Annotated in this window: 26 protein-coding genes; 16 read left to right on the plus strand and 10 right to left on the minus strand. The window is 60.3% G+C overall.

Annotated elements, in window-relative coordinates; translation table 11 throughout:
* Positions 1–9 precede the first annotated feature (9 nt).
* From BMZ40_RS10555 to BMZ40_RS10570, 4 genes are all read right to left on the minus strand, one after another.
* Complete coding sequence (locus BMZ40_RS10555) at positions 10–765, minus strand: ABC transporter ATP-binding protein (RefSeq protein WP_092375148.1); 756 nt, start codon at positions 763–765, stop codon at positions 10–12.
* Positions 762–1,829: a FecCD family ABC transporter permease gene (locus tag BMZ40_RS10560; RefSeq protein WP_092375150.1), complete on the minus strand. Its 1,068-nt coding sequence runs from the start codon at positions 1,827–1,829 to the stop codon at positions 762–764. The genes BMZ40_RS10555 and BMZ40_RS10560 overlap by 4 nt, the downstream gene beginning before the upstream one ends.
* The gene (locus BMZ40_RS10565) at positions 1,829–2,926 is read right to left on the minus strand and encodes an iron ABC transporter substrate-binding protein (protein WP_092375153.1); all 1,098 of its coding nucleotides are present in this window, start codon (positions 2,924–2,926) and stop codon (positions 1,829–1,831) included. Before BMZ40_RS10565 ends, BMZ40_RS10560 begins: the two co-directional genes overlap by 1 nt.
* A gap of 610 nt (positions 2,927–3,536) precedes the next feature.
* Positions 3,537–4,511, minus strand: a complete 975-nt coding sequence (locus BMZ40_RS10570; RefSeq protein ID WP_245751088.1) for a sigma-54 interaction domain-containing protein — start codon at positions 4,509–4,511, stop codon at positions 3,537–3,539.
* Positions 4,512–4,890: 379 nt separating this feature from the next.
* Here BMZ40_RS10570 and BMZ40_RS10575 point away from each other — a divergent pair, with 379 nt between their 5' ends.
* Genes BMZ40_RS10575 through BMZ40_RS10620 form a run of 10 tightly spaced genes read left to right on the plus strand, consistent with a single transcriptional unit; the run spans position 4,891 to position 12,638 of the window.
* A complete protein-coding gene (locus BMZ40_RS10575) occupies positions 4,891–5,880 on the plus strand; it encodes a sulfite exporter TauE/SafE family protein (RefSeq protein ID WP_092375159.1) in 990 nt (329 codons plus the stop codon).
* Between the two features lie 28 nt (positions 5,881–5,908).
* Positions 5,909–6,328 carry a DUF1634 domain-containing protein gene (locus BMZ40_RS10580; RefSeq protein WP_092375162.1) on the plus strand — a complete coding sequence of 140 codons (420 nt, stop codon included), beginning with the start codon at positions 5,909–5,911 and terminating at the stop codon, positions 6,326–6,328.
* Between the two features lie 11 nt (positions 6,329–6,339).
* Entirely contained in the window at positions 6,340–7,572 is a 1,233-nt protein-coding gene (locus BMZ40_RS10585) for a sigma 54-interacting transcriptional regulator (protein ID WP_177193115.1), read from the plus strand.
* A 2-nt stretch (positions 7,573–7,574) separates the two neighbouring features.
* Entirely contained in the window at positions 7,575–7,928 is a 354-nt protein-coding gene (locus tag BMZ40_RS10590) for a NifB/NifX family molybdenum-iron cluster-binding protein (protein ID WP_092375168.1), read from the plus strand.
* On the plus strand, positions 7,925–9,640 hold the full coding sequence (locus tag BMZ40_RS10595; protein ID WP_092375171.1) for a sensor histidine kinase: 1,716 nt from the start codon (positions 7,925–7,927) through the stop codon (positions 9,638–9,640). The genes BMZ40_RS10590 and BMZ40_RS10595 overlap by 4 nt, the downstream gene beginning before the upstream one ends.
* Positions 9,641–9,642: 2 nt before the next feature.
* The gene (locus BMZ40_RS10600; RefSeq protein WP_092375174.1) at positions 9,643–10,035 is read left to right on the plus strand and encodes a response regulator; all 393 of its coding nucleotides are present in this window, start codon (positions 9,643–9,645) and stop codon (positions 10,033–10,035) included.
* Positions 10,028–10,654, plus strand: a complete 627-nt coding sequence (locus BMZ40_RS10605) for a hypothetical protein (protein WP_092375177.1) — start codon at positions 10,028–10,030, stop codon at positions 10,652–10,654. The genes BMZ40_RS10600 and BMZ40_RS10605 overlap by 8 nt, the downstream gene beginning before the upstream one ends.
* Positions 10,655–10,677: 23 nt before the next feature.
* Complete coding sequence (locus BMZ40_RS10610; protein WP_092375180.1) at positions 10,678–11,061, plus strand: response regulator; 384 nt, start codon at positions 10,678–10,680, stop codon at positions 11,059–11,061.
* Positions 11,062–11,067: 6 nt separating this feature from the next.
* Entirely contained in the window at positions 11,068–12,216 is a 1,149-nt protein-coding gene (locus BMZ40_RS10615; RefSeq protein WP_092375183.1) for a hybrid sensor histidine kinase/response regulator, read from the plus strand.
* Positions 12,217–12,218: 2 nt separating this feature from the next.
* Positions 12,219–12,638, plus strand: coding sequence for a response regulator (locus tag BMZ40_RS10620; protein WP_015774444.1), 420 nt, complete (start codon positions 12,219–12,221; stop codon positions 12,636–12,638).
* A gap of 63 nt (positions 12,639–12,701) precedes the next feature.
* Here the strand turns inward: BMZ40_RS10620 and BMZ40_RS10625 are convergent, their stop codons facing one another.
* The 6 genes from BMZ40_RS10625 to BMZ40_RS10650 all read right to left on the minus strand — a co-directional run bounded on the left by BMZ40_RS10625 (position 12,702) and on the right by BMZ40_RS10650 (position 16,621).
* Positions 12,702–13,061: a DNA-binding transcriptional response regulator gene (locus BMZ40_RS10625; protein ID WP_092375186.1), complete on the minus strand. Its 360-nt coding sequence runs from the start codon at positions 13,059–13,061 to the stop codon at positions 12,702–12,704.
* A gap of 76 nt (positions 13,062–13,137) precedes the next feature.
* Positions 13,138–13,515, minus strand: coding sequence for a NifB/NifX family molybdenum-iron cluster-binding protein (locus BMZ40_RS10630; RefSeq protein WP_092375189.1), 378 nt, complete (start codon positions 13,513–13,515; stop codon positions 13,138–13,140).
* Positions 13,516–13,542: 27 nt separating this feature from the next.
* Entirely contained in the window at positions 13,543–14,415 is an 873-nt protein-coding gene (locus BMZ40_RS10635; protein WP_092375192.1) for an ATP-binding protein, read from the minus strand.
* Positions 14,408–15,277: an ATP-binding protein gene (locus BMZ40_RS10640; protein ID WP_092375194.1), complete on the minus strand. Its 870-nt coding sequence runs from the start codon at positions 15,275–15,277 to the stop codon at positions 14,408–14,410. The genes BMZ40_RS10635 and BMZ40_RS10640 overlap by 8 nt, the downstream gene beginning before the upstream one ends.
* Positions 15,278–15,286: 9 nt before the next feature.
* The gene (locus BMZ40_RS10645; RefSeq protein ID WP_092375197.1) at positions 15,287–15,979 is read right to left on the minus strand and encodes a NifB/NifX family molybdenum-iron cluster-binding protein; all 693 of its coding nucleotides are present in this window, start codon (positions 15,977–15,979) and stop codon (positions 15,287–15,289) included.
* Positions 15,980–16,063: 84 nt separating this feature from the next.
* On the minus strand, positions 16,064–16,621 hold the full coding sequence (locus BMZ40_RS10650) for a DUF134 domain-containing protein (RefSeq protein ID WP_092375200.1): 558 nt from the start codon (positions 16,619–16,621) through the stop codon (positions 16,064–16,066).
* A 390-nt stretch (positions 16,622–17,011) separates the two neighbouring features.
* On the opposite strand from BMZ40_RS10650, the gene BMZ40_RS10655 reads away from it, so the two are divergent.
* Genes BMZ40_RS10655 through BMZ40_RS10680 form a run of 6 tightly spaced genes read left to right on the plus strand, consistent with a single transcriptional unit; the run spans position 17,012 to position 22,685 of the window.
* On the plus strand, positions 17,012–17,665 hold the full coding sequence (locus tag BMZ40_RS10655) for a CBS domain-containing protein (RefSeq protein WP_092375203.1): 654 nt from the start codon (positions 17,012–17,014) through the stop codon (positions 17,663–17,665).
* Positions 17,652–18,446, plus strand: a complete 795-nt coding sequence (locus BMZ40_RS10660; RefSeq protein WP_092375206.1) for an ABC transporter ATP-binding protein — start codon at positions 17,652–17,654, stop codon at positions 18,444–18,446. The genes BMZ40_RS10655 and BMZ40_RS10660 overlap by 14 nt, the downstream gene beginning before the upstream one ends.
* Positions 18,447–20,351, plus strand: coding sequence for an AMP-binding protein (locus BMZ40_RS10665; protein ID WP_092375209.1), 1,905 nt, complete (start codon positions 18,447–18,449; stop codon positions 20,349–20,351).
* Positions 20,352–20,362: 11 nt separating this feature from the next.
* The gene (locus BMZ40_RS10670; protein ID WP_143075597.1) at positions 20,363–20,743 is read left to right on the plus strand and encodes a hypothetical protein; all 381 of its coding nucleotides are present in this window, start codon (positions 20,363–20,365) and stop codon (positions 20,741–20,743) included.
* 8 nt (positions 20,744–20,751) lie between these two features.
* Positions 20,752–21,639, plus strand: coding sequence for a branched-chain amino acid ABC transporter permease (locus tag BMZ40_RS10675; protein ID WP_092375214.1), 888 nt, complete (start codon positions 20,752–20,754; stop codon positions 21,637–21,639).
* The gene (locus BMZ40_RS10680; RefSeq protein ID WP_245751090.1) at positions 21,636–22,685 is read left to right on the plus strand and encodes a branched-chain amino acid ABC transporter permease; all 1,050 of its coding nucleotides are present in this window, start codon (positions 21,636–21,638) and stop codon (positions 22,683–22,685) included. Before BMZ40_RS10675 ends, BMZ40_RS10680 begins: the two co-directional genes overlap by 4 nt.
* Positions 22,686–22,705 lie beyond the last annotated feature (20 nt).

Consider the following 22,705-nt stretch of genomic DNA (forward strand, 5'->3'; position numbering starts at 1 on the left):
TTCTCCTTTTCAGTTTTGGGGGATGACTATGGATCGGCCGTCAATGCGGTGAATGTGCACCGGCAGGCCGTAAACTTCGTGGATGATCTCCGGGGTCACGCAGCCGGGCGTGGTCATGGCGTGGATGTCTCCATCCTTCAGGAAAATCGTCTTGTCGGCATGGCGCAGGGCCATGTTCAGGTCGTGCATGCTCATCACCGCCGCGATGCGATGCTCATCCACCACCCGGCGGATGAGGTTCATGATCTCTACCTGATTCCTGAGATCAAGCGCGCTGGTGGGCTCGTCGAGCAGCAGCAGCGAAGGCTCCTGCACCAGGGCGCGCGCGATGCACACTTTCTGCAGCTCGCCGCCGCTCAGGGTGTCGATGTGGCGCATGGCCTTGGAGCACAGGTCCATGGTGTGCAGAATGGCGTCGGTCTTGCGCAGATCGTCATCGCTCATGCGCCAGCGGATGTGCGGAGTGCGACCCATGAGCACGGCGTCGAAGACCGTCAGGCGGGAGGCCTCGTTCTTCTGGGAGACATAGCCGATGTCGCGGGCGATATCCGCGGGCGCAAGCGAAAGGATGTCGCGCTCCTGCACCAAAATCGATCCCGAGGCCGGACGCAGGATGGCGTTCATGCATTTGAGGAGCGTGGTCTTGCCCACTCCGTTGGGGCCGAGGATGGCCAGAAGCTCGCCGCGCTCAAGGCTGAAATCGATGTTCCGCAGGAGCGGATGGCTATTGTAGGTGAAATGCACCCCGCACACCGAGAGCATCATGAGCGCCGCCCCCTTACAATGAGATAGAGAAACGTCGGCGCGCCCAGAAAGGCTGTCAGCACCGAGACAGGCAGAAGGTGCGGAGCCATGACGAGCCGGGCCGCCGTGTCCGAGGCCAGCAACAGGAGCGCGCCGCCGACCAGCGATGCGGGGAGCAGAAACCTGTGATCCGCTCCGATGACGCGGCGGAACATGTGCGGCACGACCAGCCCCACGAAGCCGATGATGCCCAGAAAGGCGATGAGCACAGCCGTGACCAGGCTGGCCAGCAGCATGCCGACGATGCGCACCCGCTCGACCCGCACCCCGAGCCCTTTGGCCGTCTCGTCCCCGGCGTCGATGGCGTTGTAGTTCCAGCTATTGGCCAGAAAGTAGAGGGTACAGCCGAGGGTCGCAAAGGTCATGAGGCCAAGCTCGGCCCAGGACGCGCGGGACGTGTCCCCGAAAGTCCAGAAGACCATGGCCGAGAGCTGCACGTCGGTGGCGAAATACTGCAGGAACATGGTCCCGGCGGTAAAGAGCGCGCCCAGGGCCACCCCGGCCAGGACCATGGTTTCGGGCCTGGTGCCGCGCGTGCGGGAAATGGCGATGATGATCCCGGATGCCACCAAGCTGGCCAGGAAGGCCGAGATGGTGGTCACATAGGGACTGGTGATGTTCACGGCGCTTTGCCCCGAGGTCATGAGCCCCGAGTCCAGGGCCATGACCGAAAAAGCCGCGCCAAAGGCGGCGGCATGGGAAATGCCAAGGGTGAAGGGGGACCCCAGCGGGTTGCGCAGGATGGCCTGCATGACCGCTCCGGCCACGGCCAATCCGCCACCCGCGACCATGGCCGCCAGCGCCTGGGGCAGACGGATGCCGCGCACGATGGCGTCCACCCGGGGACTTGCGGACTGGCCGAGAAGGCTCGCGAGGACATCGCCCAACGGCAACCCCGCCGCGCCGACACACAGGGACAGAAGCAGAAAACCACCCAGCGCGAGGATGCACGCGACCACGACCAAGGTCTTCCAGGCCAGATAGCGTTTGTACTCCTCGGGCACGTTCCCGTGATCGGAATGCATCAGCGCACCGGCACCGGGATGAAGGCCAGTCCGGAAAAGGTCCGGTTCATCTCATCAAAAACGGACTTGCCGACCACAAATGAGTAGATCTCGTCGGCCTTGGCTTTTGGATCGACGTCCGCGAACCCCTCCGGATACAGAGTCTTGCCCACGAAATAGGCGTTGGCCAGGATGGATTCGAAATTCTGGGAATACCAGTTGTAGGGCAGCACCCCGTAAACCCGCCCCTCGGCTACCGCCGAGAGCGTTGCATATGCGGGATCGGTGCGCAGCTCGTGCAGGCCACCGGCATCCTCGCCCATCTGTAATGTGGAGAGGTCAAGAAACAGATGGTCCGGATCCCAGACCACGATCTTCTCCTTGGCCACATCCGTGTTGCTCAGATCCCTGCCCGCCCCGCCCTCTTCGCGGGCCAGGTTGCGGGCATTGACGAACCCGAAGGGCGGATAGGTCGGCTCCGTGGACTGAAAACCGTGCGGCCCCTTGTAGGCCACGCCGCCGATGTAGGCCGTGGGCCGCTCGGAATCCGGAATGTCCGCCGTGCGCCGCCCAAGATCGGCGATGGCCGCGTCGAAATAGGCGACAAGACTCTCGGCCCGCTCCTCCTTGCCCACAATCTGGCCCATGAGCCGCAACGCCGAATAGAATCTGTCGCGACGATCACCCAGATCCCCTGCGTCGAGCACGACCACGGGGATGCCGGTCTTGTTCTGCAGTTCCACCGGATCATGGCCCATGGTTGCGTAGGTCTTGAAGATGACCTGCGGCTGGGGATCGAGGGTCAGGATCAGCTCCGGGTTGTCCTGTCCACGGAACTGGCCGAAGATGGGCATGGTCTTGAACCCCGGATTGGCCAGGGCGTAGGGCCGCGAATCGAAGCGGTTGCGCCTTGATTCGATGTCGTCCACGGCCACGGCCAGATCCTGGGCCTGAAGGTACGCCAAGAGACGCAGGCAGCCGGAGCCGGAGCAGATGACGCGAGTGACGGGAGCCTGAAGTTCATGGGAGCGGCCCAGAGCGTCGGTGACTTTCAGCGCCTGGGCCGGAGAGGTCGCGCAAAGGACAAGGCCGATCAGGAATAACGTGCGAAGCGGCATCGGAATCTCGCGTTGCTTGATGGTTTGAAAAAATGCGCGGGTCCTTGGCCACCGCAACTGTCGCACTGCTGTCAGCTTCCCTTCAGAGCGAAACGAATCGGCAGCAAGGCGGCACACTCCATGCCCCGCCCCCGACAACCTGGACGTTTTTGAGATCTCCGCCAGGGCCTATGACCAAGTTCAGGACCACCAGCCCTTCCCGGCCTCGGCGGCACGGGAGGAAAAGAGCAACACTCGCCCAACCCAAGCTCCGACACGTCAAGACAAGCGAAATCTGTAATTCTGACTAAATTACTCATGAATTCAAGAAGTAATAAAATTTATGCGACGTGGAATCCCGTAACCCATCTGATTCGTGTAATCAATACCATAAGCGTAACACTATCTACATAACATCCTCGCCATAATCCAACCAACATCTTCACCACCATGGCTGGACAACTAGGTTCAAGGCACGAGAAAAATCAGGGCCACCCATAGCGGCAAAATTTTGCCGCAGCTGACCCTAGACGCTGTAAATCGATGCTGCGCAGCATGACAACCGGGATTGAATCAGGGAAACCAGGACACGAAGATACGAAAGAAAGCGGCAGGGAAGGACAGAATGGGATCAGGTCAGTTTAAGATCATATTCGGCGAGCTTGTAGCGCAGGGTGCGGGGACTTACGGCCAGGATCTCGGCCAACCTGGCCTTGCTGCCCCCCGCCTCGGCCCAGCCCCTGATGATGGCCGTGACCTCGGCCTGACGCACGGCCGCTTCCAGGGTCATGACGTTCTGGCCGCACTCCGTGGCCGGCAACCCGGTGGCCAGACGCATTTCCAGGGGCAGATGGGCGGGTTCGATGAGCGGATCGGCGCAAAGCAGAACAAGCCGTTCGGTCAGGTTGCGCAGCTCACGCACGTTGCCCGGCCAGGAATAGCCGCACAGGGTATCAAGAGTGGCCGGGGCCAGCCGCACATCGGGTTTGTGATAGCGGTGCCGGTACATGGCCAGAAAATATTCGGCCAGGGGAGGAATGTCATCGATGCGCTCCCGCAGCGGCGGAAGGGTCACGGGGATAACATTGAGGCGATAATACAGATCGGCCCGGAATTCCCCGGCCGCGACCATCTTGTTCAGCACCCTGTTGGTGGCCGCCACGATGCGGGCGTCGAAGGGCTGGGTCTTCTCTCCGCCCAGGCGGCGGAAGGTCTTTTCTTCCAGGACTCGCAGAAAATCGACCTGGTTGGGCGGCGGAATCTCGCCCACTTCATCCAGAAACAGGGTGCCGTCGGCGGCCATCTCGAAGCTGCCCTTGCGCTGGCGCTGCGCCCCGGTGAAGGCTCCGGCCTCGTGCCCGAAGAACTTGTCGGCGAAGAGTTCGCCCTTGAGCACTCCGCAGTTGACGGGGATAAAGGGCTTGGCTCTGCGGCCCGAGAGCTGATGTACGAGCCGGGCGAAGAGTTCCTTGCCCGTGCCCGATTCGCCGTAAACCAGGATGGTCGCATCCGAACCGGCCACCTGCGTGGCCAGGCGATAAAGATCGCGCATGGTGCGGGACTGAATGACGAACTTGCCCAGACCGTCTTCTGTTCCCAGCTCCAAAATCTCTGCTCCGGCCGAATCCTGCGGAGCATTCGGCAAATTATTGCCAGACCGGGCACGCCCTCTGCCTCTGGCTTTTTTACCGTTATCTGCACGAAATTCCATTGATTCTATCCTTTACAATGCATACTGAAAAACCGGAAATGCTGCTCGAAACCCCTTTGCCAAACCGACCTGTCATTTGGGAAAAAAGGAACAAACTTGCCGATTGCGGCAATATTTTGCCGTTTACTCTCTGCACTCACACACGTCAACACACGGCTGGCGTATATTTCCGTGCTGGCACACTCCTTGCCTAGAAGAGCTTCGGATGCGCTGTGCATCGTAGTGCTGAATCAATCAATGCTTGAGGAAACGTGTAAACGGGAGCGAAACAGGAATGAAACTGAACACGAAGTGGATGCGAATTCTGGGAGGGGCCGCAATGGGCGCACTCCTGTTGGTCACTTTGGCTTGGGCTAGCAATAACCCCGAACTCGCGGATGAAGCAGCCAAACAGCTGGCGGAAGCCACGGGCACAACTTCCGCCCTGCCTTGGTGGGGCTGGCCTACCATCTTGCTGTTTTTCTGTTTTATACTTGGCATCATCGCGGTTCTTGCCGGTGTCGGCGGCGGCGTGCTCTACGTACCGCTGGTCAGCGGATTTTTCCCCTTTCATCTTGACTTTGTCCGTGGCGCCGGTCTCCTCGTAGCCCTGGCCGGAGCCCTGGCAGCCGGTCCCGGTCTGCTGAAACGCAACCTGGCCAGCCTGCGTCTGGCTCTTCCGGTGGCGCTCATAGCATCAAGTTGCGCCATCGTCGGTGCCTTCCTTGGCCTGGCCCTGCCAAACCACATCGTCCAGATGTGCCTGGGCGGCACCATCATGGGCATCGCCATCCTGCTTCTGCTCTCCAAGAACACGGCCCGTCCCGTCGTTGAAAAGCAGGACGCCCTGAGTTTGGCTTTTGGAATGAGAGGCGCCTACATGGAGCCCGCCACCGGCGAGATCGTGGAGTGGAAAACGCACCGCACCGTCATGGGCCTCCTGCTCTTCATCGTCATCGGCATCATGGCCGGCATGTTCGGACTTGGCGCAGGCTGGGCAAACGTTCCTGTCCTGAACCTGCTCATGGGCGCACCGCTCAAGGTCGCCGTCGGCACCAGTAAATTTCTCCTCTCCATCACCGATACTTCCGCCGCCTGGGTTTATCTGAACCAGGGTTGCGTCATCCCGCTCATGGCCATTCCTTCCATCGTGGGATTGATGATGGGTTCTTTCGTCGGTGTGCGCCTGCTGGCCATCGCCAAGCCCACCTTCATCCGCTACATGGTCATCGGCGTGCTGCTCTTCGCGGGTGGAAAGGCATTGGCCAAGGGCCTGGGCTTCTAACATATTCCAGAATCTAAGGAGAAAAGACATGAATAAACCCGAGACCAACGCGCCTGCCGAACAGATCGCCTACGCAAACATCCTCTTCTACGGATGTTGGAGCGGCCTCGCGCTCATGCTGGTAACATACTTGCTCTACGTCACCGGCATCATGGACCCTTACGTGTCAATGGATAACGTGATCAAATACTGGTCGCTGCCTGTTGGTCAGTATCTCACTGACAACAACGTGCCCACCGGCTGGGGCTGGGCGACGCTTCTGTCCAACGGCGATTTCCTGAACTTCCTCGGGATCGCGCTTCTTGGCGGTCTGACCATTGTGGCCTATATTCCGGTCACTATCACCTACTTTAAGAAAAAGGACTTCGCGTTCGCCATTATCGCGTTTCTTGAAGTCCTGGTCCTGTGCTTCGCGGCATCCGGAATCGTCGGAGGCGGCGCGCACTAAAGGAGAGGCTCGTGCTCAAACGGATTGAAGAACTGATCGGCACCGATTGCCCGGACCTGCCCTCCCTTCTGGATGGGCTACCCGTTGGGGTGGCCCTCCTGGACAACGAGGGACATGTCCTCATGCTCAACAAGGCCCTCGAAGCCATGACCGGTTACACCCGAGAGGAAGTGCGCGGACTGCCTTGCAGGCACGTCCTGCGCAGCCGGGCCTGCCTGCAGGACTGTCCCCACGGGAAGGATGCGGCTCCGGGAGTCGGGATCGAGACCGATTGCATCAACCGTCATCACCGCAAGATTCACGTCCGCATCACCCCGGTGCGTGTCCTTGATGGAAACAACCGACCCATCTGCGTGCTCGACGTGGTGGAAGAGTTGACGGCCTTGCGGGAAATCGAGGCGCGCCTGTCCCAGGTCGCGGACCATGGCCAGATCGTGGGTCGCAGCCCGGCCATGAAAAAGATTCTTGGACTCGTGCCCGTCATCGCCCAGCACGACACCCCGGTGCTGATCACCGGCGAGACAGGCACGGGCAAGGATCTTTTGGCCGAATCGGTGCACAAGGCCTCGCCAAGATCACGCGAGCCCTTCGTGCGCTTCAGCTGCGGCCCCATGCCCTCCGAACTGCTCGACGCCGAACTGTTCGGACGCATGCAGGGCCCTGACGGAAAACTCAAGGCCGGCAGGTTCCAGCAGGCCCAGGGCGGAACCCTGTACCTCTCGGAGATCGCGGATCTGCCTCTCTCGCAGCAAAGCAGCCTGGTCAGATTTCTGGACGAAGGCACCATTGTGCCTGTCGGCGCGGGCAAGCCCATGCGTGCAAGCGCAAGGCTCATGGCTTCCACGGCCGAGTCTCCGGAAAAGCTGGTGCAGGAAGGACGTCTGCGGGAGGATCTTTTCCATCGCATTTCAGCCATCCGCCTGCACCTGCCCAGACTCAAGGATCGCGGGGAAGACCTCGGGTTCCTGCTGCACCATTTCATGGGCCATTATGCGACGCGTTTCAAAAAGAACATCACCGCCATAAGCCCCAAAGCCCAGCGCCATGTGTACGCCCACGATTTTCCGGGCAACGTGCGCGAACTCAAAAACATCATGGAATTCGCCGCCATGGTATGTAGCGGCGACACCATCCGGACCGAGCATCTGCCCATGCATCTGACGGACGACGCCGAAACCGAAGCGCCTGTCCGCCCGGTGGAAAAGAGCCGCAAGGCCGGTCGCAAGAACACGGAGGAGCGATAGCAATGGAACGCCGCGTGCTGATCACCGTCGCCAAGGACGAAATCGCCCCTCGCTTCGATCTGACTACCGAAGCCCTGTTGCTGACCATTTCCGAAAGCGGAGAAATCGTCTTGCGCAAGTCCTTTCTTCTGGCTTACGCTTCTGGAGACGAACTTTGCGATCTGGCCCTTTCCAGGGACATCGGAACCATCGTCTGCGGAGGCATTGAGGACGAGTATTACCACTATCTGCGCTGGAAGCGCATCGACGTCATCGACTCGGTCATGGGTCCGGTGGAACGCGTTGTCTCCCGCCTGACGGAAGGAACACTCAAAGCCGGAGACATCCTCTACGACCGGGCAACGGAAAAGAAATGAAAAAAATCCTGTCCGGCCCCATGGATGCCATCAAGGCCGACCTGGCCACGGAGATCAATTCTCCAGACCGCTACAAGCTTTTGCGGCGCAAGATCGTTTCGCTCATGGCCCTGGTCACCCTGCTGCCGCTGCTCTCGCTGGCCGCAATCAATTATTACGAGCACCAGAGCTCCATGTCGGCCGAAATCCAGGCCCCGCTCAGGGCTCTGGTGGGCAAGGCCAAGCATTCCTTCGAGCTTTTCCTGGCCGAACGGACCTCGGCGGTGAGTTTCATCGCCTCGGCCTACTCCTTCGACGAACTCTCCAACGACGCCAATCTGCAGCGCATCTTTCAGGTCATGCGCCGTGAATTCACCGGATTTGTCGATCTCGGGCTCATCGATACTGCCGGCAACCAGATCAGCTACGCCGGCCCCTACGATCTCAAGGACCGCAACTACACCTCCCAGGACTGGTTCCATCAGGTCCAGTTCAAAGGCACGTACATAAGCGACGTATTCCTGGGTTTTCGCAAATTTCCCCATGTGGTCATCGCGGTGCGGCACACCACGGAAAGCGGTCAGTCATGGATTCTGCGGGCCACCCTCGACACCATGCATTTTGACCGCATCATCTCGGCCATGGGTCTTGAACCCGGCAGCGACGCCTTTTTGGTCAACCGCAACGGAGTCCTGCAGACCGAATCGCGACGCTACGGGAAGGTGCTGGACATGTTGCCCTTCAGCCTGCCGCCAACAAATTTCGAATCCAACGTGCAGGGTATCCGCGACCGCGATCAAAACGACATCTTCATCGCTTCGGCCTTCATCGCCGACTCGGACTTCGTTCTCGTGGCCGTCAAGCTCAAACCGACGTTCTTCAGCACCTGGTACACGGTACGCATTGACCTGCTTGTCATCTTTGTCACCGGCGTCATCTTCATCTTCATCGCCGTCTACCGTCTGACCAGCGTACTCATCAACCGTTTACAGGAGAGCGACGAACAGCGCCTCGGTGCCATCCACCAGATGGAGCATTCGCAGAAGCTGTCCTCCATTGGCCGCCTGGCCGCAGGCGTCGCGCACGAAATCAACAATCCCTTGGCCATCATCAACGAAAAGGCCGGGCTCATGCGCGACATCATGGACCTTCGGCCCGACTTTCCGGACAAGGACAAATTTTCCAGACAGATCGAGTCCATTCTCAAATCCGTGGATCGCTGCCGGGGCATCACCCATCGCATGCTCAGCTTTGCCAAGCGCATGGACGTCAAGATCGAGATTCTGGACCTGAACGCCGTGCTCGTCGAGACATTGGGTTTTCTCGAACGCGAGGCCCAGTACCGAAATATCGAACTCAAGCGCGAACTCTCCATGAACCTGCCCAATATCGCCACCGATCACGGCCAGATCCAGCAGGTTTTCCTCAACATCTTGAACAACGCCCTGGCGGCCGTGCCTGATGGAGGCCGAATCGTACTCTCCAGCTGGAACGTGGATGACGACTATGTCGCCATCTCCATCGAGGACAACGGATGCGGCATGTCCGACGAGACGGCCAAGAACATGTTTGAACCGTTCTTCACCACCAAAAAGGAAAAAGGCACCGGGCTTGGCATGTCCATCACCTATGGCATCGTCAAACGCCTGGGCGGAGAGATCAAGGTCAAAAGCAAATTGAACGAGGGCACCACCATGACCATCCTGCTGCCCAAACACCCTGTGGAAGGTTAATCATGGATATGAACACATGGAACATCCTGTTGGTGGACGATGAGGTCGATTTCATCGTTACCCTGGCCGAACGTCTGGAACTCAGAGGGGTCAACCCCCGTGTTGTCCATGACGGAGAATCGGCCCTCAAAGCCGTGGCCGACAATGTGCCGCAGGTGATCGTACTGGACGTCATGATGCCGGGAATGAAGGGAATCGAAGTGCTGCAGAAGGTCAAAAGCGAACACCCAGATGTCCAGGTCATCCTGCTTACCGGACAGGGCAAGACGCGCGACGGCATCGAGGGCATGCGCCACGGCGCCTTTGCCTATCTGACCAAGCCCCTTGATCTCGAAGAACTGATCCGAACCATCAACGAGGCCATCAATCCGCCGGAAGGAATTCCACATGTCTGAAATCCCGAAAGAAGCGCGTTTCATGGGTGCTGTCACGGCTCAGAACATGCACGAAATGCAGAACATTCTGGCCATCATCCGTGAATCGGCGGGCCTCATGGGCGACATCCTCAAAGTCAACTCCAGGGTCGATTTCAAGCACAAGCCCAACATGGAGCGCACCCTTGAGAACATCACCTTCCAGGTGGACCGGGGCAAGGGGTTGCTGGACGCCACCAGTCGGCTGGCCCATACACCCGATGCGGATCTGCTCGAGTCCTGCGACCTGACCGCCTACTCCAAGACTCTGGCCCAGCTGGCGGATCGTTACGTGCGGTTGAAAGGCGCAGCCCTGACCCTCACGGCCCCCCCCAACGCCTTGCCCGTCTCCATGGGCGCCCTGCAGGTGCTCATGAGCGGTTACAGGGCGCTGCAATGGGCGGTAGGTACGGGCACCAAAGAAGGAGTGCTGCGTGTCGACCTTGCAGGCGGAACAGATTTTCATGTCCTGACCATTTGTCCCCCGGACGGGGTGAGTCCTGATCCGGACGGAGTCACCGCCTTGGGGGCGATGCTTGCGCCGGGTCGCGTGGAGTGGGACGGCAGTCGGCTGCGGCTCTTTTTTCCCGTTCAGTCTTGAGTTCACAATCGCGGTAGGAGCACATGGACGAACCCAGCATTTTGCTCATCGATGACGAAGAAGCTTTCGTGACCACGCTGCAAGAGCGGCTTGAAATGCGTGGATTCCCGGCCAGAGTGGCCCTTGACGGTCAAAGCGGACTGGACTTGATCGCCGAGGAACCACCCGACGTGATCGTGCTCGACCTGCGCATGCCGGGAATAAGCGGCGTGGAGGTGTTGCGCCGCATTCGCAAGCAGTGGCCCGGCCTCCCCGTGATCATGCTCAGTGGGCATGGCTCGGACATGGACTTTGAGACCTGCGTTCATCTCGGGGCGGCGATGTACCACAAAAAACCATTGGATATCAATACTTTAATAGAAAGTGTCAGAGCCGTAACCCAAGGCAACCAACATCCCCAGCGGTAAATCGATATGGTACGAGTCCTGGTCGTTGATGACGAACGCGATTTCACGAACCTGCTCTCCGAGCGGCTGCGCACGCGCGGCATGGAGGTCCGGACAGCGTATGACGGGCAGGGAGCCTTGGCGGTCGCGAAGGTCTTTGCACCGGAGGTCGTGGTCCTCGACATCACCATGCCGGGCATGAGCGGACTTGAAACCATGGACGCCCTGCGGGCCGAAAAACCCGCCCCGGAAGTGATCCTGCTCACGGCCGACACCACCCTGGGCACGGCTGTGGCCGGCATGAAAGGCGGCGCCAGGGATTACCTGACCAAGCCGACGGACATAAACGTCCTCGTTGCGGCCATCGGAGAAGCCGAAGGACGGCGGATGGAAAACATGTCCAGGCAGCGCATGGCCGAAACGGCCAAGCTTGCCGCCATGGGGGAACTGGCCACGGGCGTGGCCCACGAGATCAACAACCCGTTGCAGGTCATGCTCAATGAAGCGGGCTGGATCGAGGAAATCCTGGATGAAGCGGTTTTTGAGAACAACAGCCGCGAGCAGATTCTCGAATCCATAGACCTGATCAGACGCCAGGGCCTGCGCTGCAAGGCCATCACCTCCAAGCTGCTGACCTTAAGGTGCGCCTTGGACGCAAAAGGAGCGACCGCGAGCCCCCCCGGACTGGCGCAGGATGTTCTCGATGCACGCAGGAACCGGATCGAGCAAATGGACGTCAGGGTCGAACAGCTCTGGCCGGAATCGCTGCAAGAAATCCGGCTGCCGGATTCGGAGTGGAACCAGGTATTGGGCAACCTCGTCGACAATGCCTTGGACGCACTCGAATCCACACCCGCCAAAGAGCGATTGCTGCGTTTGCAGGGCAGCATCGAAGACGCCCGGCTGCGGATTTCGGTCCAGGATACGGGCTGCGGCATGGAAGAGCATCTGCTGACACGAATTTTCGAACCCTTTTTTTCCACCAAGGAGGTGGGCAAGGGGATTGGACTGGGGCTGGCTATTTGTCACGGCATCATCGAGGCCATGGGAGGGAGCATATCCGTGCGCAGCACACCTGGGCATGGCTCTACCTTCACCATGACGGTGCCCATGGCCGTGCATGCACACAACGAACATAACGGGCCGGAAGAACCGGCATCTGCCAAGGAGGAATGAACATGAACAAGATGAAGCTTCTGATCGTGGACGACGAGAAGGATCTCTGCCGCATTCTCGCCGATCGCCTGAATATCCTGTATGGCGTGTCTCCGGATGTGGCCCACACAGGTGACGACGCCCTGGAGATGGTCAAGAAGAAGAGCTACGATGTCGTGGTTCTCGACATCGAGATGCCCGGCATTGACGGCATCGAAACGCTCAAACAGATAAAGGCCATCAACTCCAAGATCCAGGTCGTCCTCTTCACCGGTCACGGCAGCGAAGAGACCCGCCGCCTGGCCGAAGTCATGGGCGCCTTCAGCTATGTCGACAAGATCGACGGCCTGCCCAAGCTCGCCCCCATGATCGAGGGCGCCTTCCGTCTGCGCAAGGTGCTCGAAGACACCTACGCCGACGCGGCCATGAACGAATACAACTAGACACGAAAAAGGGGGAGCGCGATTGCTCGCACTCCCCCCTTCAAATTTTCATCCGGCCTTTTTTCAGCCCATTCCGTAAAGCACGCAAAGCAGATTCATGGCCTTGGCCCCGTCATCCCACTTGGGGTTCCCGGGCACGGCGCAAAGCACTCCGAGTCCTTCGCTGTCCTCGTGAAAATCTTCCTCGCCCATGTCTGTTATGACCACGGTGTTGAGCATGGCGTTGACGCGCAGCAAATCCATCACAAAGGCCTTGTAGTCCATCCCGGGCGTCAGGGCATCGACCACGACAAGCTGCCAGGGCGGGGTCTTTGCACGGCTCAGTACATCTTCCGCGCTTTTCGCCCACTCGACATCGCCCCCCAGTCCCTGCGCAAAATCGTGCAGAGCTTCGTTCCGATCGGTGACAATGACCACCTGCATGACGTTCTCCTTCAAAGTTGCTTGAGAAAAAGGCCAGACGATCTCCATCGGCGAAATCGTCCGGCCAGGAGGATGGCTATTGACCGCCGCCGCAGGTGTATTCCTGGGTAAAGGGCACCAACGCGCCCTTCAGGAGCGCGTCCACGGCCGTTCCGACACTCGGTGCGCCGGCGCCGTAAAAAACCTGGATGCCGACCTGGTTGAAACCCATCAGCGGACGCATGCCCATGCCGCCGGCAATGAGCAGGTTCACTCCGTTGCTGGCCAGATGATTGACGGGGGCCATGCAGCCGCCCTGGGCATGGGGGACGTTGGGAAGGGTGCTGACCTGAGCCACGGAACCGCCCTCGACGTCGATGATGGTGTACAGGTCGCAATGCCCGAAATGAGCGCCGACTTCTGCTTCAAGTCCGCCCGGGAGCGCCGAAGGGACTGCAATTCTTACTTTTTCCATGAACGTGATTCTCCTTGTTCGATAAACTTATGAATGCAAAAGATCCGTGATCGTCCGCCACGCCTGCCGAACCTGCGTGGCAATGGCGCTGTCTTCGCCCTCGGTAATGGCCTGCCTTCGGACCATGGCCTCGGTGACCGCCGTGTCATGAGGCAGCAGCGCAGCCAGGGTGTAGCCCTTTTCCTTGCACAGCGCACCAATTCGACTTGTTTGCTCTGGATTGAGGTCATGCTTGTTGACCACGACCGCGACCCTGGTGCGAAAATGATCACACAGGCTGGCCACCCGCTCCAGATCGTGCACTCCTGACGGGGTGGGTTCGGTCACGACCACGGCCAGATCCGTCTGCGAAAGGGAAGCGATGACCGGACAACCAATGCCCGGCGCGCCGTCGCACAGGATGAGCTCAAGGCCACGCTCTTCGGCGAGCACGCGGGCCTCCTTCTTCAGGCGCGAAACCAGAAGCCCCGAATTCTCCTGCCCTGGGAAAAGCTGCGCATGCACCATCGGACCGAAACGGGTCTCGCTCATGTAATGCTGCCCGCAGTGACGGGGGGGGAAATCTATGGCCTGCTCCGGGCAGAAAGCCACGCAGACCTTGCAGCCCTCGCAGCGCAGCGGGGCGATGCGGTACACGTCGCCGTCCTGATCGATGGCATCGTACCGGCACATGGATGCGCACAGGCCGCAGCCCGAGCACTTTTCCGGATCGATGATGGCCTCGTGTCCGGAAATGAAGGCCTCGTCGCGAACGACGGAGGGATCCAGCAGAAGATGCAGATCCGGCGCGTCCACGTCCAGGTCGCAGATCACCTTGCTCTCGGCCAAATGAGCGAACGCCGCTGTCAGCGAGGTCTTGCCGGTGCCGCCCTTGCCGCTGATCACAACTACCTCACGCATGTCGGGCCTCCTTGGCCATACGCCGCAAGTCCTGGCCCAGCTTGGTAAACAGTTCGCCCAGGACCTCATCCATTTCGGCCAGGATCATCCCCTTGGAGTAATGCTCCGCGATGTCGCGGCGGTAGGGAATTTCGGCCAGGATCGGCAGGTTTTGGGCCGTGCAGAATTCGTAGACACGGTTGTCTCCCAGACCAGCCCGGTTAATGACTGCGGCGATGGGCTTGCCGTAGGGGGAAAACGCCTCGAAGGCCAATTTGAAATCGTGGAAGCCGAACGGCGTGGGCTCGGTGACCAGCACGATGACATCGCTGTCGGCCACGGCGCTCATGGCCGGGCAACTCACGCCGGGAGGGGCGTCGACGAGCACATCCAGGGACCGCTCCGCGCTCTCGGCCCTCATGCATGAGCGCACGTGCCGCATGAGAGGGGGGCTCATGGCCTCGCCGACACGAAGCCGCCCGGTCAGGCACGGCAGCGTGCCCCGGGCAACACCGCGTTCCATGACACCAAGCTCGCGCGTTCCCGCACTTATGGCGCCTTCGGGACAGATGGCCATGCATCCGCCGCAACCGTGACACATCTCCGGAAAGGTCATGATGGCCTTGCCCATGACCGCGATGGCCTTGAACTGGCACAGCTCGGCGCACTTGCGGCAATACGTGCACTTGCTCTCATCCACTTCGGGCACTTCGATGGTCACGACCTCGGTGTCCGTGACTTCGGGTTTCAAGAACAGGTGGAGATTTGGTTCTTCCACATCCAGATCAACGGCCACAAGGGGCCGAGACCAGGAAACGGCCAGAGAGGCCGTGACCGTGGTCTTGCCCGTCCCGCCCTTTCCGCTGGCAACCGAAACGATCATGATGACACCCTATCTGTTTGGAGAGTCGGTGAATTCAACCTTGCCGGCCTTGAATGCTTCCACCGCGTCGGCCACGGTGCCGCCGCTCATGTTGTGGCCGATCTTGACGCCGCCGCCCTTCAGCGCCGCAAAAGCCTTGGGGCCGACGCTGCCGGTCAGAAGCACCGAGGCACCGGCGTTGATGATGTTTTCCGCAGCCTGGATTCCGGCCCCGTGAGACAGGGTCTGGGAACCGCCGTTGTCGATGTACTTGGACTCCATGGTCTCAAGATCGACGACGACGAATCCCGCCGCACGGCCAAAACGCGGATCAACGCGATCCGTCATGTTCGGGCCTTCACTGGTAATGGCTATCTTGGTCATGCTAAGCTCCTTCTTGCGGGCCGCCACACGGTCCGGATTCAGTTGAAAACACGGCATCTGGGCATCATGGGCGATGTGCAGAGCCAACCCATCCACGAGCGCCTTGGCCACGACGCGACGGGCATCTCCAAGGATTCGGCCGAAAGTGTGCCGGGAGACATGCATGCGCTCGGCGCCTTCCTCCATGCCCAGGCCCTCGTAGTCGGACAGGCGCAGGGCTTCAAAACCATCCATGGACAGATAGACTTCCGTCAGTTCGCGCAGGGGAATTCCCTGTGGCTTGAAAAACGACGCCTTGGGGCATCCTTCGATGCGGCGGCATTTCCTTGGTCGTGGCATGGCACCTCCGTTTTGCTCAAATGAGCGTTTATTCCTCGGATTTCACGGTGTCAATCCCCGGCGAAGCCGGAGCCTTTTCGTCGGTCAGGCAGGATCCGTCGCGACGTAACCGCCCCTGTCCGGCTCCACCCTGACCGCCTCCGGCGCCGCAACCCGGGCGCCTTCCGCGACATCCGCCGCCCTGCCCGCCCTGGCCTGCTCCGCCCTGACCGCGTCCGCCCTGTCCTCTTCCACCGCCACCCTGTCCTGTCCGTCCTGGCATGATCGTTCTCCCTGCATTTGCCCCGCGCCTTTTGCGCAGATCTTGCCACGCTGACAACACGGAGTCGTTTCCTCAAAATCGGCGCCCGTCACGGTGTGCTCGCCGTCTATATCGATACGTATGACCCAGCCCCGCGAGAGAGCCCGCGCCGTCTGGGTCCGGGCCTCTCCCAGGATGCGACACAGCGTCGGCCTGGAGACCTGCATTCGCAAGGCTGCGTCCGCCTGACTCATACCCTCGCCGTCCACCAGCCGCATGGCCTCGAAACCATCGAGCCCGAGCACCACGCCGTGCAGCCGCCCCATGGGTATACCCACGGGCTTGAAAACCGTCACTTCGGGCACATCGGCCACAAATCTGCATTTTCTCCTGCGTCCCAAGCGTGTTCTCCTTATATTGAAATTATGTTCAAAATAATCCCGTCATGCGAACCTGTCAAGGCCCCTCTTGATAACTCCATGGCAACTTTTGTTTATGACGCAATTTAAGTTGCTACGCATCCTGTCGCGCATGGAGGCTCTTCATGCGGAGACAGCGTTTTTCTCGTCAATTTTTATTGCTCGCGCGCGAGCCCTGTTTCCCGGTTCGCGCTGTGCCGCCACCAAATCCACGCTGCGAATCCACGCACCTTAAAACACAACAATTCGATATTATGGTATTTTTTGAAAAAGAAACGACAAAGAGACCTTCTTGAGCCTGGACAGATGCATTGTGGCACGAACTTTTCTTAGCAAACACCGACACCATCACCCCGCGAAAAAGGAGCAACCATGTTTGTCGGCCTCAAAATGCTCAATAATTTCATAGCCATGCCACCGGATGCACTGGTCGAGGACGCGCAACGGCTCATGGACGAGCAGCAACTCTGGATGCTGTTCGTGGTCAAGGACGAAAAACTGGTCGGATACGTGCGCACCGAGGACATCAGCGCCGCCATGCCCTCGCTGGCCACGGGTCTGGACAAACACGAGATCAACTATCTTCTGTCCAAACTCACCGTCGGGCGAATCATGCGCACGGACATCACGCCCGTGACCCCCGAGACCGAAATCGAAACCGCCGCCATGCTCATGCACGCCAAGAACCTGGCCGGACTGGCCGTGGTCAATCAGGACGGCGACCTCATCGGCTACATCAACCGCACCATCATGCTCGAAGTGCTGGCCGAGGAAATGGGCTACGGCCAGGGCGGCTCGCGCATCGTCTTCGAGGTCGTGGACCGTCCCGGCGTGCTGCGCGAAGTCTCGGGCATCATCGACACCATGGGATATTCCATCATCTCCACCGGCACCTTCACGCACAGGGAACGGCGCGTGGTCGTGATCCGCGTGGACACGCCCAACCCGTCGTCCATCGCGGCCGCCCTGCAGAAAGCCGGCTACGACGTGGTCGGCCCCGAGGATTTCAAGCATGAATGGCAGTAGCGCCCTGCTCGAAATCAAGGAGGTCAGCCTGACCTTCAAGAATGTGGCCGCCCTTTCGCGGGTCTCGTGCTCCGTTCAAAAGGGCAGCATCACCTCTCTCATCGGGCCCAACGGCGCGGGCAAGACCAGCATGCTCAACTGCATCTCCGGCCGTTACACCCCGACCAAGGGCAAGATCAGCATGGACGGCCGGGAACTTTCCGGCGTGCCCGCGCACAAGCGCACGGGGTTCGGCCTGGCCCGGACCTTCCAGAACATCGCCCTCTTCAGGGGGCTCTCGGTCCTGGACAATCTCATGGTCGGCCGCCACTCCCGCCTGAACTACGGGCTGCTGGCCTCCATTTTCTACCTGGGCAAGGCCCGCGCCGAAGAGACCCGTCACCGTGAACGCGTGGAAGACATCATCGATTTCCTGAACCTCTCCGCCTACCGCCATCAGATAGCCGGACACCTGCCTTACGGAGTGCAGAAAAAAGTCGAACTCGGCCGCGCGCTGGCCGCCGAGCCCGAACTCCTGCTCCTGGACGAACCCATGGCGGGCATGAACCTGGAGGAAACCGAAGACATGGCCCGTTCCATCCTGGACATCAACGAGGAATGGGACGTGACCGTCTTTCTGGTGGAGCACGACATGGGCGTGGTCATGGACATCTCCGACCATGTCGTCGTGCTCGATTTCGGCCGCGTCCTGGCCAGCGGCACGCCAGAGGCAATCCAGAACAATCCCAAAGTCATCAGCGCCTACCTCGGCGACGATGACGGCCTGTATAAGGGACGCTGAATGACCGCTCCGTACGATACCACCCTGCCAAGCCTGCTCCTTGAAAACAGCCGCAAGCGCCCCGGCCGCACGGCCCTGCGCGAAAAGACCCTGGGCATCTGGAAACCCGTGACCTATGCCCAATACTGGGCCATCACCTCCGAGTTCGCCGCCGGTCTCAGGGCGCTGGGCCTTGGACGGGGAGACATCATCGTCATCATCGGCGACAACCGCCCGGAATGGCTCTGGGCCCAGTTGGCCATCCAGGGCCTCGGCGGGGTGTCCCTCGGACTGTACCAGGACTCGCCCGGCGAGGAGATCGGCTACGTCTTCGAGCTGTCCAAGGCCCGGCTGGTGGTGGCCGAGGATCAGGAGCAGGTCGACAAGATCCTGTCCATCCGGAACGATCTGCCGCTGCTGGAATACATCATCTACCACGATTCCAAGGGGCTGATCGGCTACGATGCGCCGGGGCTCAAGTCCTTCGACGACATCCGCGCGCTGGGTCAGGACCGCGCTCACGAATTCGAGCACTGGATCAAGGACGTCACCCCCGACGACACGGCGCTCATCGCCACCACCTCCGGCTCCACCGGACGGCCCAAGCTTGCCATGCTCTCGCACAGGAACCTTTTGTCCATGGCCTGGAACCTCGGACTGTCCGATCCCAAGCGCGCAGACGACGAGTTCGTGTCCTTCCTGCCCCTGGCATGGATGGGCGAACAGATGATGGCCGTGTCCTCGGCCCTCCTGTTCGGCTTTTGCGTCAACTTCCCCGAAGAACCCGACACGGTGCAGGAAAACATCCGCGAGATCGGGCCGCACCTTATCTTCTCGCCGCCGAGGGTCTGGGAGAACATGGCCGCCAAGGTCCGGGTGCGCATCATGGAGACAACCCGCTTCAAGCGCTTTCTCTTCAACATCTTCATGCCCGTCGGACTCAGGTACGCAGGAACCGTGCTGCGCGGCGAGACACCGTCCGCAGGCCTGCGCATGGCCAACAGGCTGGCCGACTGGGGGCTTTTCAGGGCCCTGCGCGACCGGCTCGGCTTCTCGCGCGTGCGTTCGGCGTCCACGGGCGGCGCGCCGCTTGGCCCCGACACCTTCACCTTTTTCCACGCCCTGGGCGTAAACCTGAAGCAGATCTACGGCCAGACCGAGATCGCAGGCATCTCCTGCATCCACCGCGACGGTGCGGTCAGCTTCGAATCCGTGGGCGAACCAATCGCCGAGACCGTGATCCGCATCTCCGAAGATGGCGAAATCCTGTCCAGAAGCGCGGCCGTGTTCAAAGGCTACCTCGGCAACGACGCCGCCACCGCCGAGACCGTCACCGACGGCTGGCTGCACTCCGGCGACGCCGGATTCTTCAAGGACAACGGCCAACTGGTCATCATCGACCGCCTCTCGGATGTCATGACCACAGACAAGGGCGTGCGCTTCTCCCCCCAGTTCATCGAAAACAAGCTCAAGTTCTCGACCTACGTGCAGGAAGCCGTGGTCCTCGGTCACCAGCGCGACTTCATCACCGCCATCATCTGCCTCGACGGCGACATCGCGGGCCGCTGGGCAGAATCCCGGGGCCTGACCTACACCACCTACCAGGATCTGGCGGCCAAACCCGAACTCTACGACCTGATCGAATCCGAAATCCAGGCCATCAATCCGTCTTTACAACCCGGGACCGAGGTCGCGCGCTTCGCCCTGCTCTTCAAGGAGCTCGACGCCGACGACGGCGAACTGACCCGCACGCGAAAAATCCGGCGCAAGGTCATCGGGGAGCGATACGCCGAGCTGATCCATGCGCTCTACGACGGCACGGACAACACGGACCTGTGCATCGCCATTACCTACCAGGACGGCTCGCACCGCGAGATGACGGGCGCCATCTGCATCCGCGACGTGAACGCGGGAGGAATGGCATGATGGAGACGAGAATGGAAACGGAACTGTACGGAAGATGGATCCCCGCCTTCGCGGGGATGACTCGGTGGATTGTCCGTGAACCGCGCTCACTGGTTCCGGAGTCGGCATGTCCGCCTTGCGTCGATGTCATTCCCGCGAAGGCGGGAATCCATGCCTTTCACGCATTCCAGAGACTCTGGAACGAAAACGCCGACGGCAACAACCCATACGGAAGATGGATCCCCGCCTTCGCGGGGATGACTCGGGGGATTGTCCGTGAACCGCGCTCACTGGTTCCGGAGTCGGCATGCCCGCCTTGCGTCGATGTCATTCCCGCGAAGGCGGGAATCCATGCCTTTCACGCATTCCAGAGACTCTGGAACGAAAACGCCGCCGACGGCAACAACCCATAAGGTCATTTATGGAATACTACCTCCAACTCATCATAAACGGCCTGGTGGTCGGCTCCATCTACAGTCTGGTGGCGCTGGGCTTTGTCATCATTTTCAAGGCCACCAAGGTCGTCAACTTCGCCCAGGGCGAGCTGGTCATGGTCGGCGCATACTTCTGCTTCGCCCTGACCGTGCAGTACCAACTGCCGTTTCTGGTCTCATTCCTTCTGACGCTGGTCTTTTCCGTCATCCTGGCCATTCTCGTGGAACGCCTCATCCTGCGGCCGCTCATCGGCGAGCCCATCATTTCCGTCATCATGGTCACCATCGGGCTCTCGTCCATGCTCAAATCCTTCGTGCAGATGGTCTGGGGCACGCAGATCCAGGTCTTTCCGCCCATCCTGCCGCAAGAGCCGTACATGCTCCTCGGGCTGCCCATCGCGCCGGTCTACGTAGCGGCGTTTGGGCTCTCCCTGCTACTCTTCGGGGTCTTCAGCCTCTTCTTCAAATATTCGTCCCTGGGCATCGCCATGCGCGCCACTGCTTTTGACCAGCAGGCCGCCCAGTCCATGGGCATCGGCATCAAATCCATCTTCGCCCTGTCCTGGTGCATCGCGGCCGTGGTTTCGAGCATCGGCGGCATCATCCTCGGCAACATCAATGGCATAAACGCCCAACTCGGCCAGCTCGGCCTCAAGGTCTTCCCCGCCGTGATCCTGGGCGGGCTGGACAGCCTGCTCGGCGCAGCCCTGGGCGGACTCATCATCGGGGTGCTTGAAAACATCTGCGAGGGCGCGGCCAAGGACCTCTTCGGACTCGGCGGATTCAAGGAGGTGGCCTCCTTTGTGATTCTGGTCATCATCCTCATGATCAAGCCTTACGGACTTTTCGGAACCAAGGAGATTGAACGGGTATGAGCATGCAAAAATGCGGACTTTTCTACACCACCTACGCCCGTGAGGACGGCCTCTTCCCCTCGAAGTTTCAGAAGATCTGCCTGGCCCTTTTCTTCGCGGTCCTGCTGGTGTGCCCGCAGTTTCTGGACTCCTATGTCATGTCCATCCTGAACCTGATCCTCATCGCGGTCATCGGGGCGGTGTCCCTGAACCTTTTGACCGGCGTCTGCGGCCAGATGTCGTTGGGGCACGGGGCGTTCGTCGGAGTGGGGGCCTACGGCGCGGCGGTGCTTTCAAACATGGGCGTGCCTTTTTTCCTGGCCCTGCTGGGCGGAGGCGCGGTGGCCGCCATGGTGGGCATGATCTTCGGCATCCCGTCGCTGCGCCTCAAGGGAATCTATCTGGCCATCTCCACCCTGGCCGCGCAGCTCATCCTGGAATACGTCTTCCTGCATGCCGGGAGCGTCACAGGCGGGGCCAACGGCCTACCCGTCGATGCGCCCGAGATCATGGGCTATTCCTTCGACACCGATTCCAAGATCTTCTACCTCATCCTGCTGGTCACCGTGCTGTGCGTCCTGGTCGTGACCAACGTTATCCGCACCCGCCCCGGGCGGGCCTTCGTGGCCATCCGCGACTACCACCAGTCCGCCGAGAACGTGGGCGTGAACCTTTTCGCCTTCAAGCTGCAGGCCTTTGGGCTGAGCTCATTCCTGGCCGGCATCGCGGGGGGCCTGTGGGCCCACTACACCATGTACATCACCCCGGAGCAGTTCTCCATGGGGCTGTCCATCAGCTACCTGGCCATGATCATCATCGGCGGGATGGGATCCGTCCTTGGTTCCATATTCGGGGCCATCTTCATCACCCTGCTACCGGAGATGCTCAATCTGCTGACCACGTCCCTGGGGGGCATCGCCCCGGACCTGAGCGCCATCATCGTGCCCATGAAGGAAGGGGTCTTCGGACTCATGCTGGTGCTCTTCCTCATCTTCGAACCCGAAGGACTGGCCCGCAAATGGAGGCTGACCAAGGCCTACTGGAAACTCTACCCCTTTGCATACTAACGGCCCGGCCCTCTTGCGCC

The organism is Desulfomicrobium apsheronum (genome assembly GCF_900114115.1).
In the GTDB taxonomy this organism is placed as follows: domain Bacteria; phylum Desulfobacterota; class Desulfovibrionia; order Desulfovibrionales; family Desulfomicrobiaceae; genus Desulfomicrobium; species Desulfomicrobium apsheronum.

Coding starts and splice junctions, on each gene's coding strand:
- BMZ40_RS10555 (WP_092375148.1), bottom strand. CDS start 765: ATGATGCTCTCGGTGTGCGGGGTGCATTTCACCTACAATAGCCATCCG.
- BMZ40_RS10560 (WP_092375150.1), bottom strand. CDS start 1,829: ATGCATTCCGATCACGGGAACGTGCCCGAGGAGTACAAACGCTATCTG.
- BMZ40_RS10565 (WP_092375153.1), bottom strand. CDS start 2,926: ATGCCGCTTCGCACGTTATTCCTGATCGGCCTTGTCCTTTGCGCGACC.
- BMZ40_RS10575 (WP_092375159.1), top strand. CDS start 4,891: ATGAAACTGAACACGAAGTGGATGCGAATTCTGGGAGGGGCCGCAATG.
- BMZ40_RS10580 (WP_092375162.1), top strand. CDS start 5,909: ATGAATAAACCCGAGACCAACGCGCCTGCCGAACAGATCGCCTACGCA.
- BMZ40_RS10590 (WP_092375168.1), top strand. CDS start 7,575: ATGGAACGCCGCGTGCTGATCACCGTCGCCAAGGACGAAATCGCCCCT.
- BMZ40_RS10595 (WP_092375171.1), top strand. CDS start 7,925: ATGAAAAAAATCCTGTCCGGCCCCATGGATGCCATCAAGGCCGACCTG.
- BMZ40_RS10600 (WP_092375174.1), top strand. CDS start 9,643: ATGGATATGAACACATGGAACATCCTGTTGGTGGACGATGAGGTCGAT.
- BMZ40_RS10605 (WP_092375177.1), top strand. CDS start 10,028: ATGTCTGAAATCCCGAAAGAAGCGCGTTTCATGGGTGCTGTCACGGCT.
- BMZ40_RS10610 (WP_092375180.1), top strand. CDS start 10,678: ATGGACGAACCCAGCATTTTGCTCATCGATGACGAAGAAGCTTTCGTG.
- BMZ40_RS10615 (WP_092375183.1), top strand. CDS start 11,068: ATGGTACGAGTCCTGGTCGTTGATGACGAACGCGATTTCACGAACCTG.
- BMZ40_RS10620 (WP_015774444.1), top strand. CDS start 12,219: ATGAACAAGATGAAGCTTCTGATCGTGGACGACGAGAAGGATCTCTGC.
- BMZ40_RS10625 (WP_092375186.1), bottom strand. CDS start 13,061: ATGCAGGTGGTCATTGTCACCGATCGGAACGAAGCTCTGCACGATTTT.
- BMZ40_RS10630 (WP_092375189.1), bottom strand. CDS start 13,515: ATGGAAAAAGTAAGAATTGCAGTCCCTTCGGCGCTCCCGGGCGGACTT.
- BMZ40_RS10635 (WP_092375192.1), bottom strand. CDS start 14,415: ATGCGTGAGGTAGTTGTGATCAGCGGCAAGGGCGGCACCGGCAAGACC.
- BMZ40_RS10640 (WP_092375194.1), bottom strand. CDS start 15,277: ATGATCGTTTCGGTTGCCAGCGGAAAGGGCGGGACGGGCAAGACCACG.
- BMZ40_RS10645 (WP_092375197.1), bottom strand. CDS start 15,979: ATGCCACGACCAAGGAAATGCCGCCGCATCGAAGGATGCCCCAAGGCG.
- BMZ40_RS10655 (WP_092375203.1), top strand. CDS start 17,012: ATGTTTGTCGGCCTCAAAATGCTCAATAATTTCATAGCCATGCCACCG.
- BMZ40_RS10660 (WP_092375206.1), top strand. CDS start 17,652: ATGAATGGCAGTAGCGCCCTGCTCGAAATCAAGGAGGTCAGCCTGACC.
- BMZ40_RS10665 (WP_092375209.1), top strand. CDS start 18,447: ATGACCGCTCCGTACGATACCACCCTGCCAAGCCTGCTCCTTGAAAAC.
- BMZ40_RS10670 (WP_143075597.1), top strand. CDS start 20,363: ATGGAAACGGAACTGTACGGAAGATGGATCCCCGCCTTCGCGGGGATG.
- BMZ40_RS10675 (WP_092375214.1), top strand. CDS start 20,752: ATGGAATACTACCTCCAACTCATCATAAACGGCCTGGTGGTCGGCTCC.
- BMZ40_RS10680 (WP_245751090.1), top strand. CDS start 21,636: ATGAGCATGCAAAAATGCGGACTTTTCTACACCACCTACGCCCGTGAG.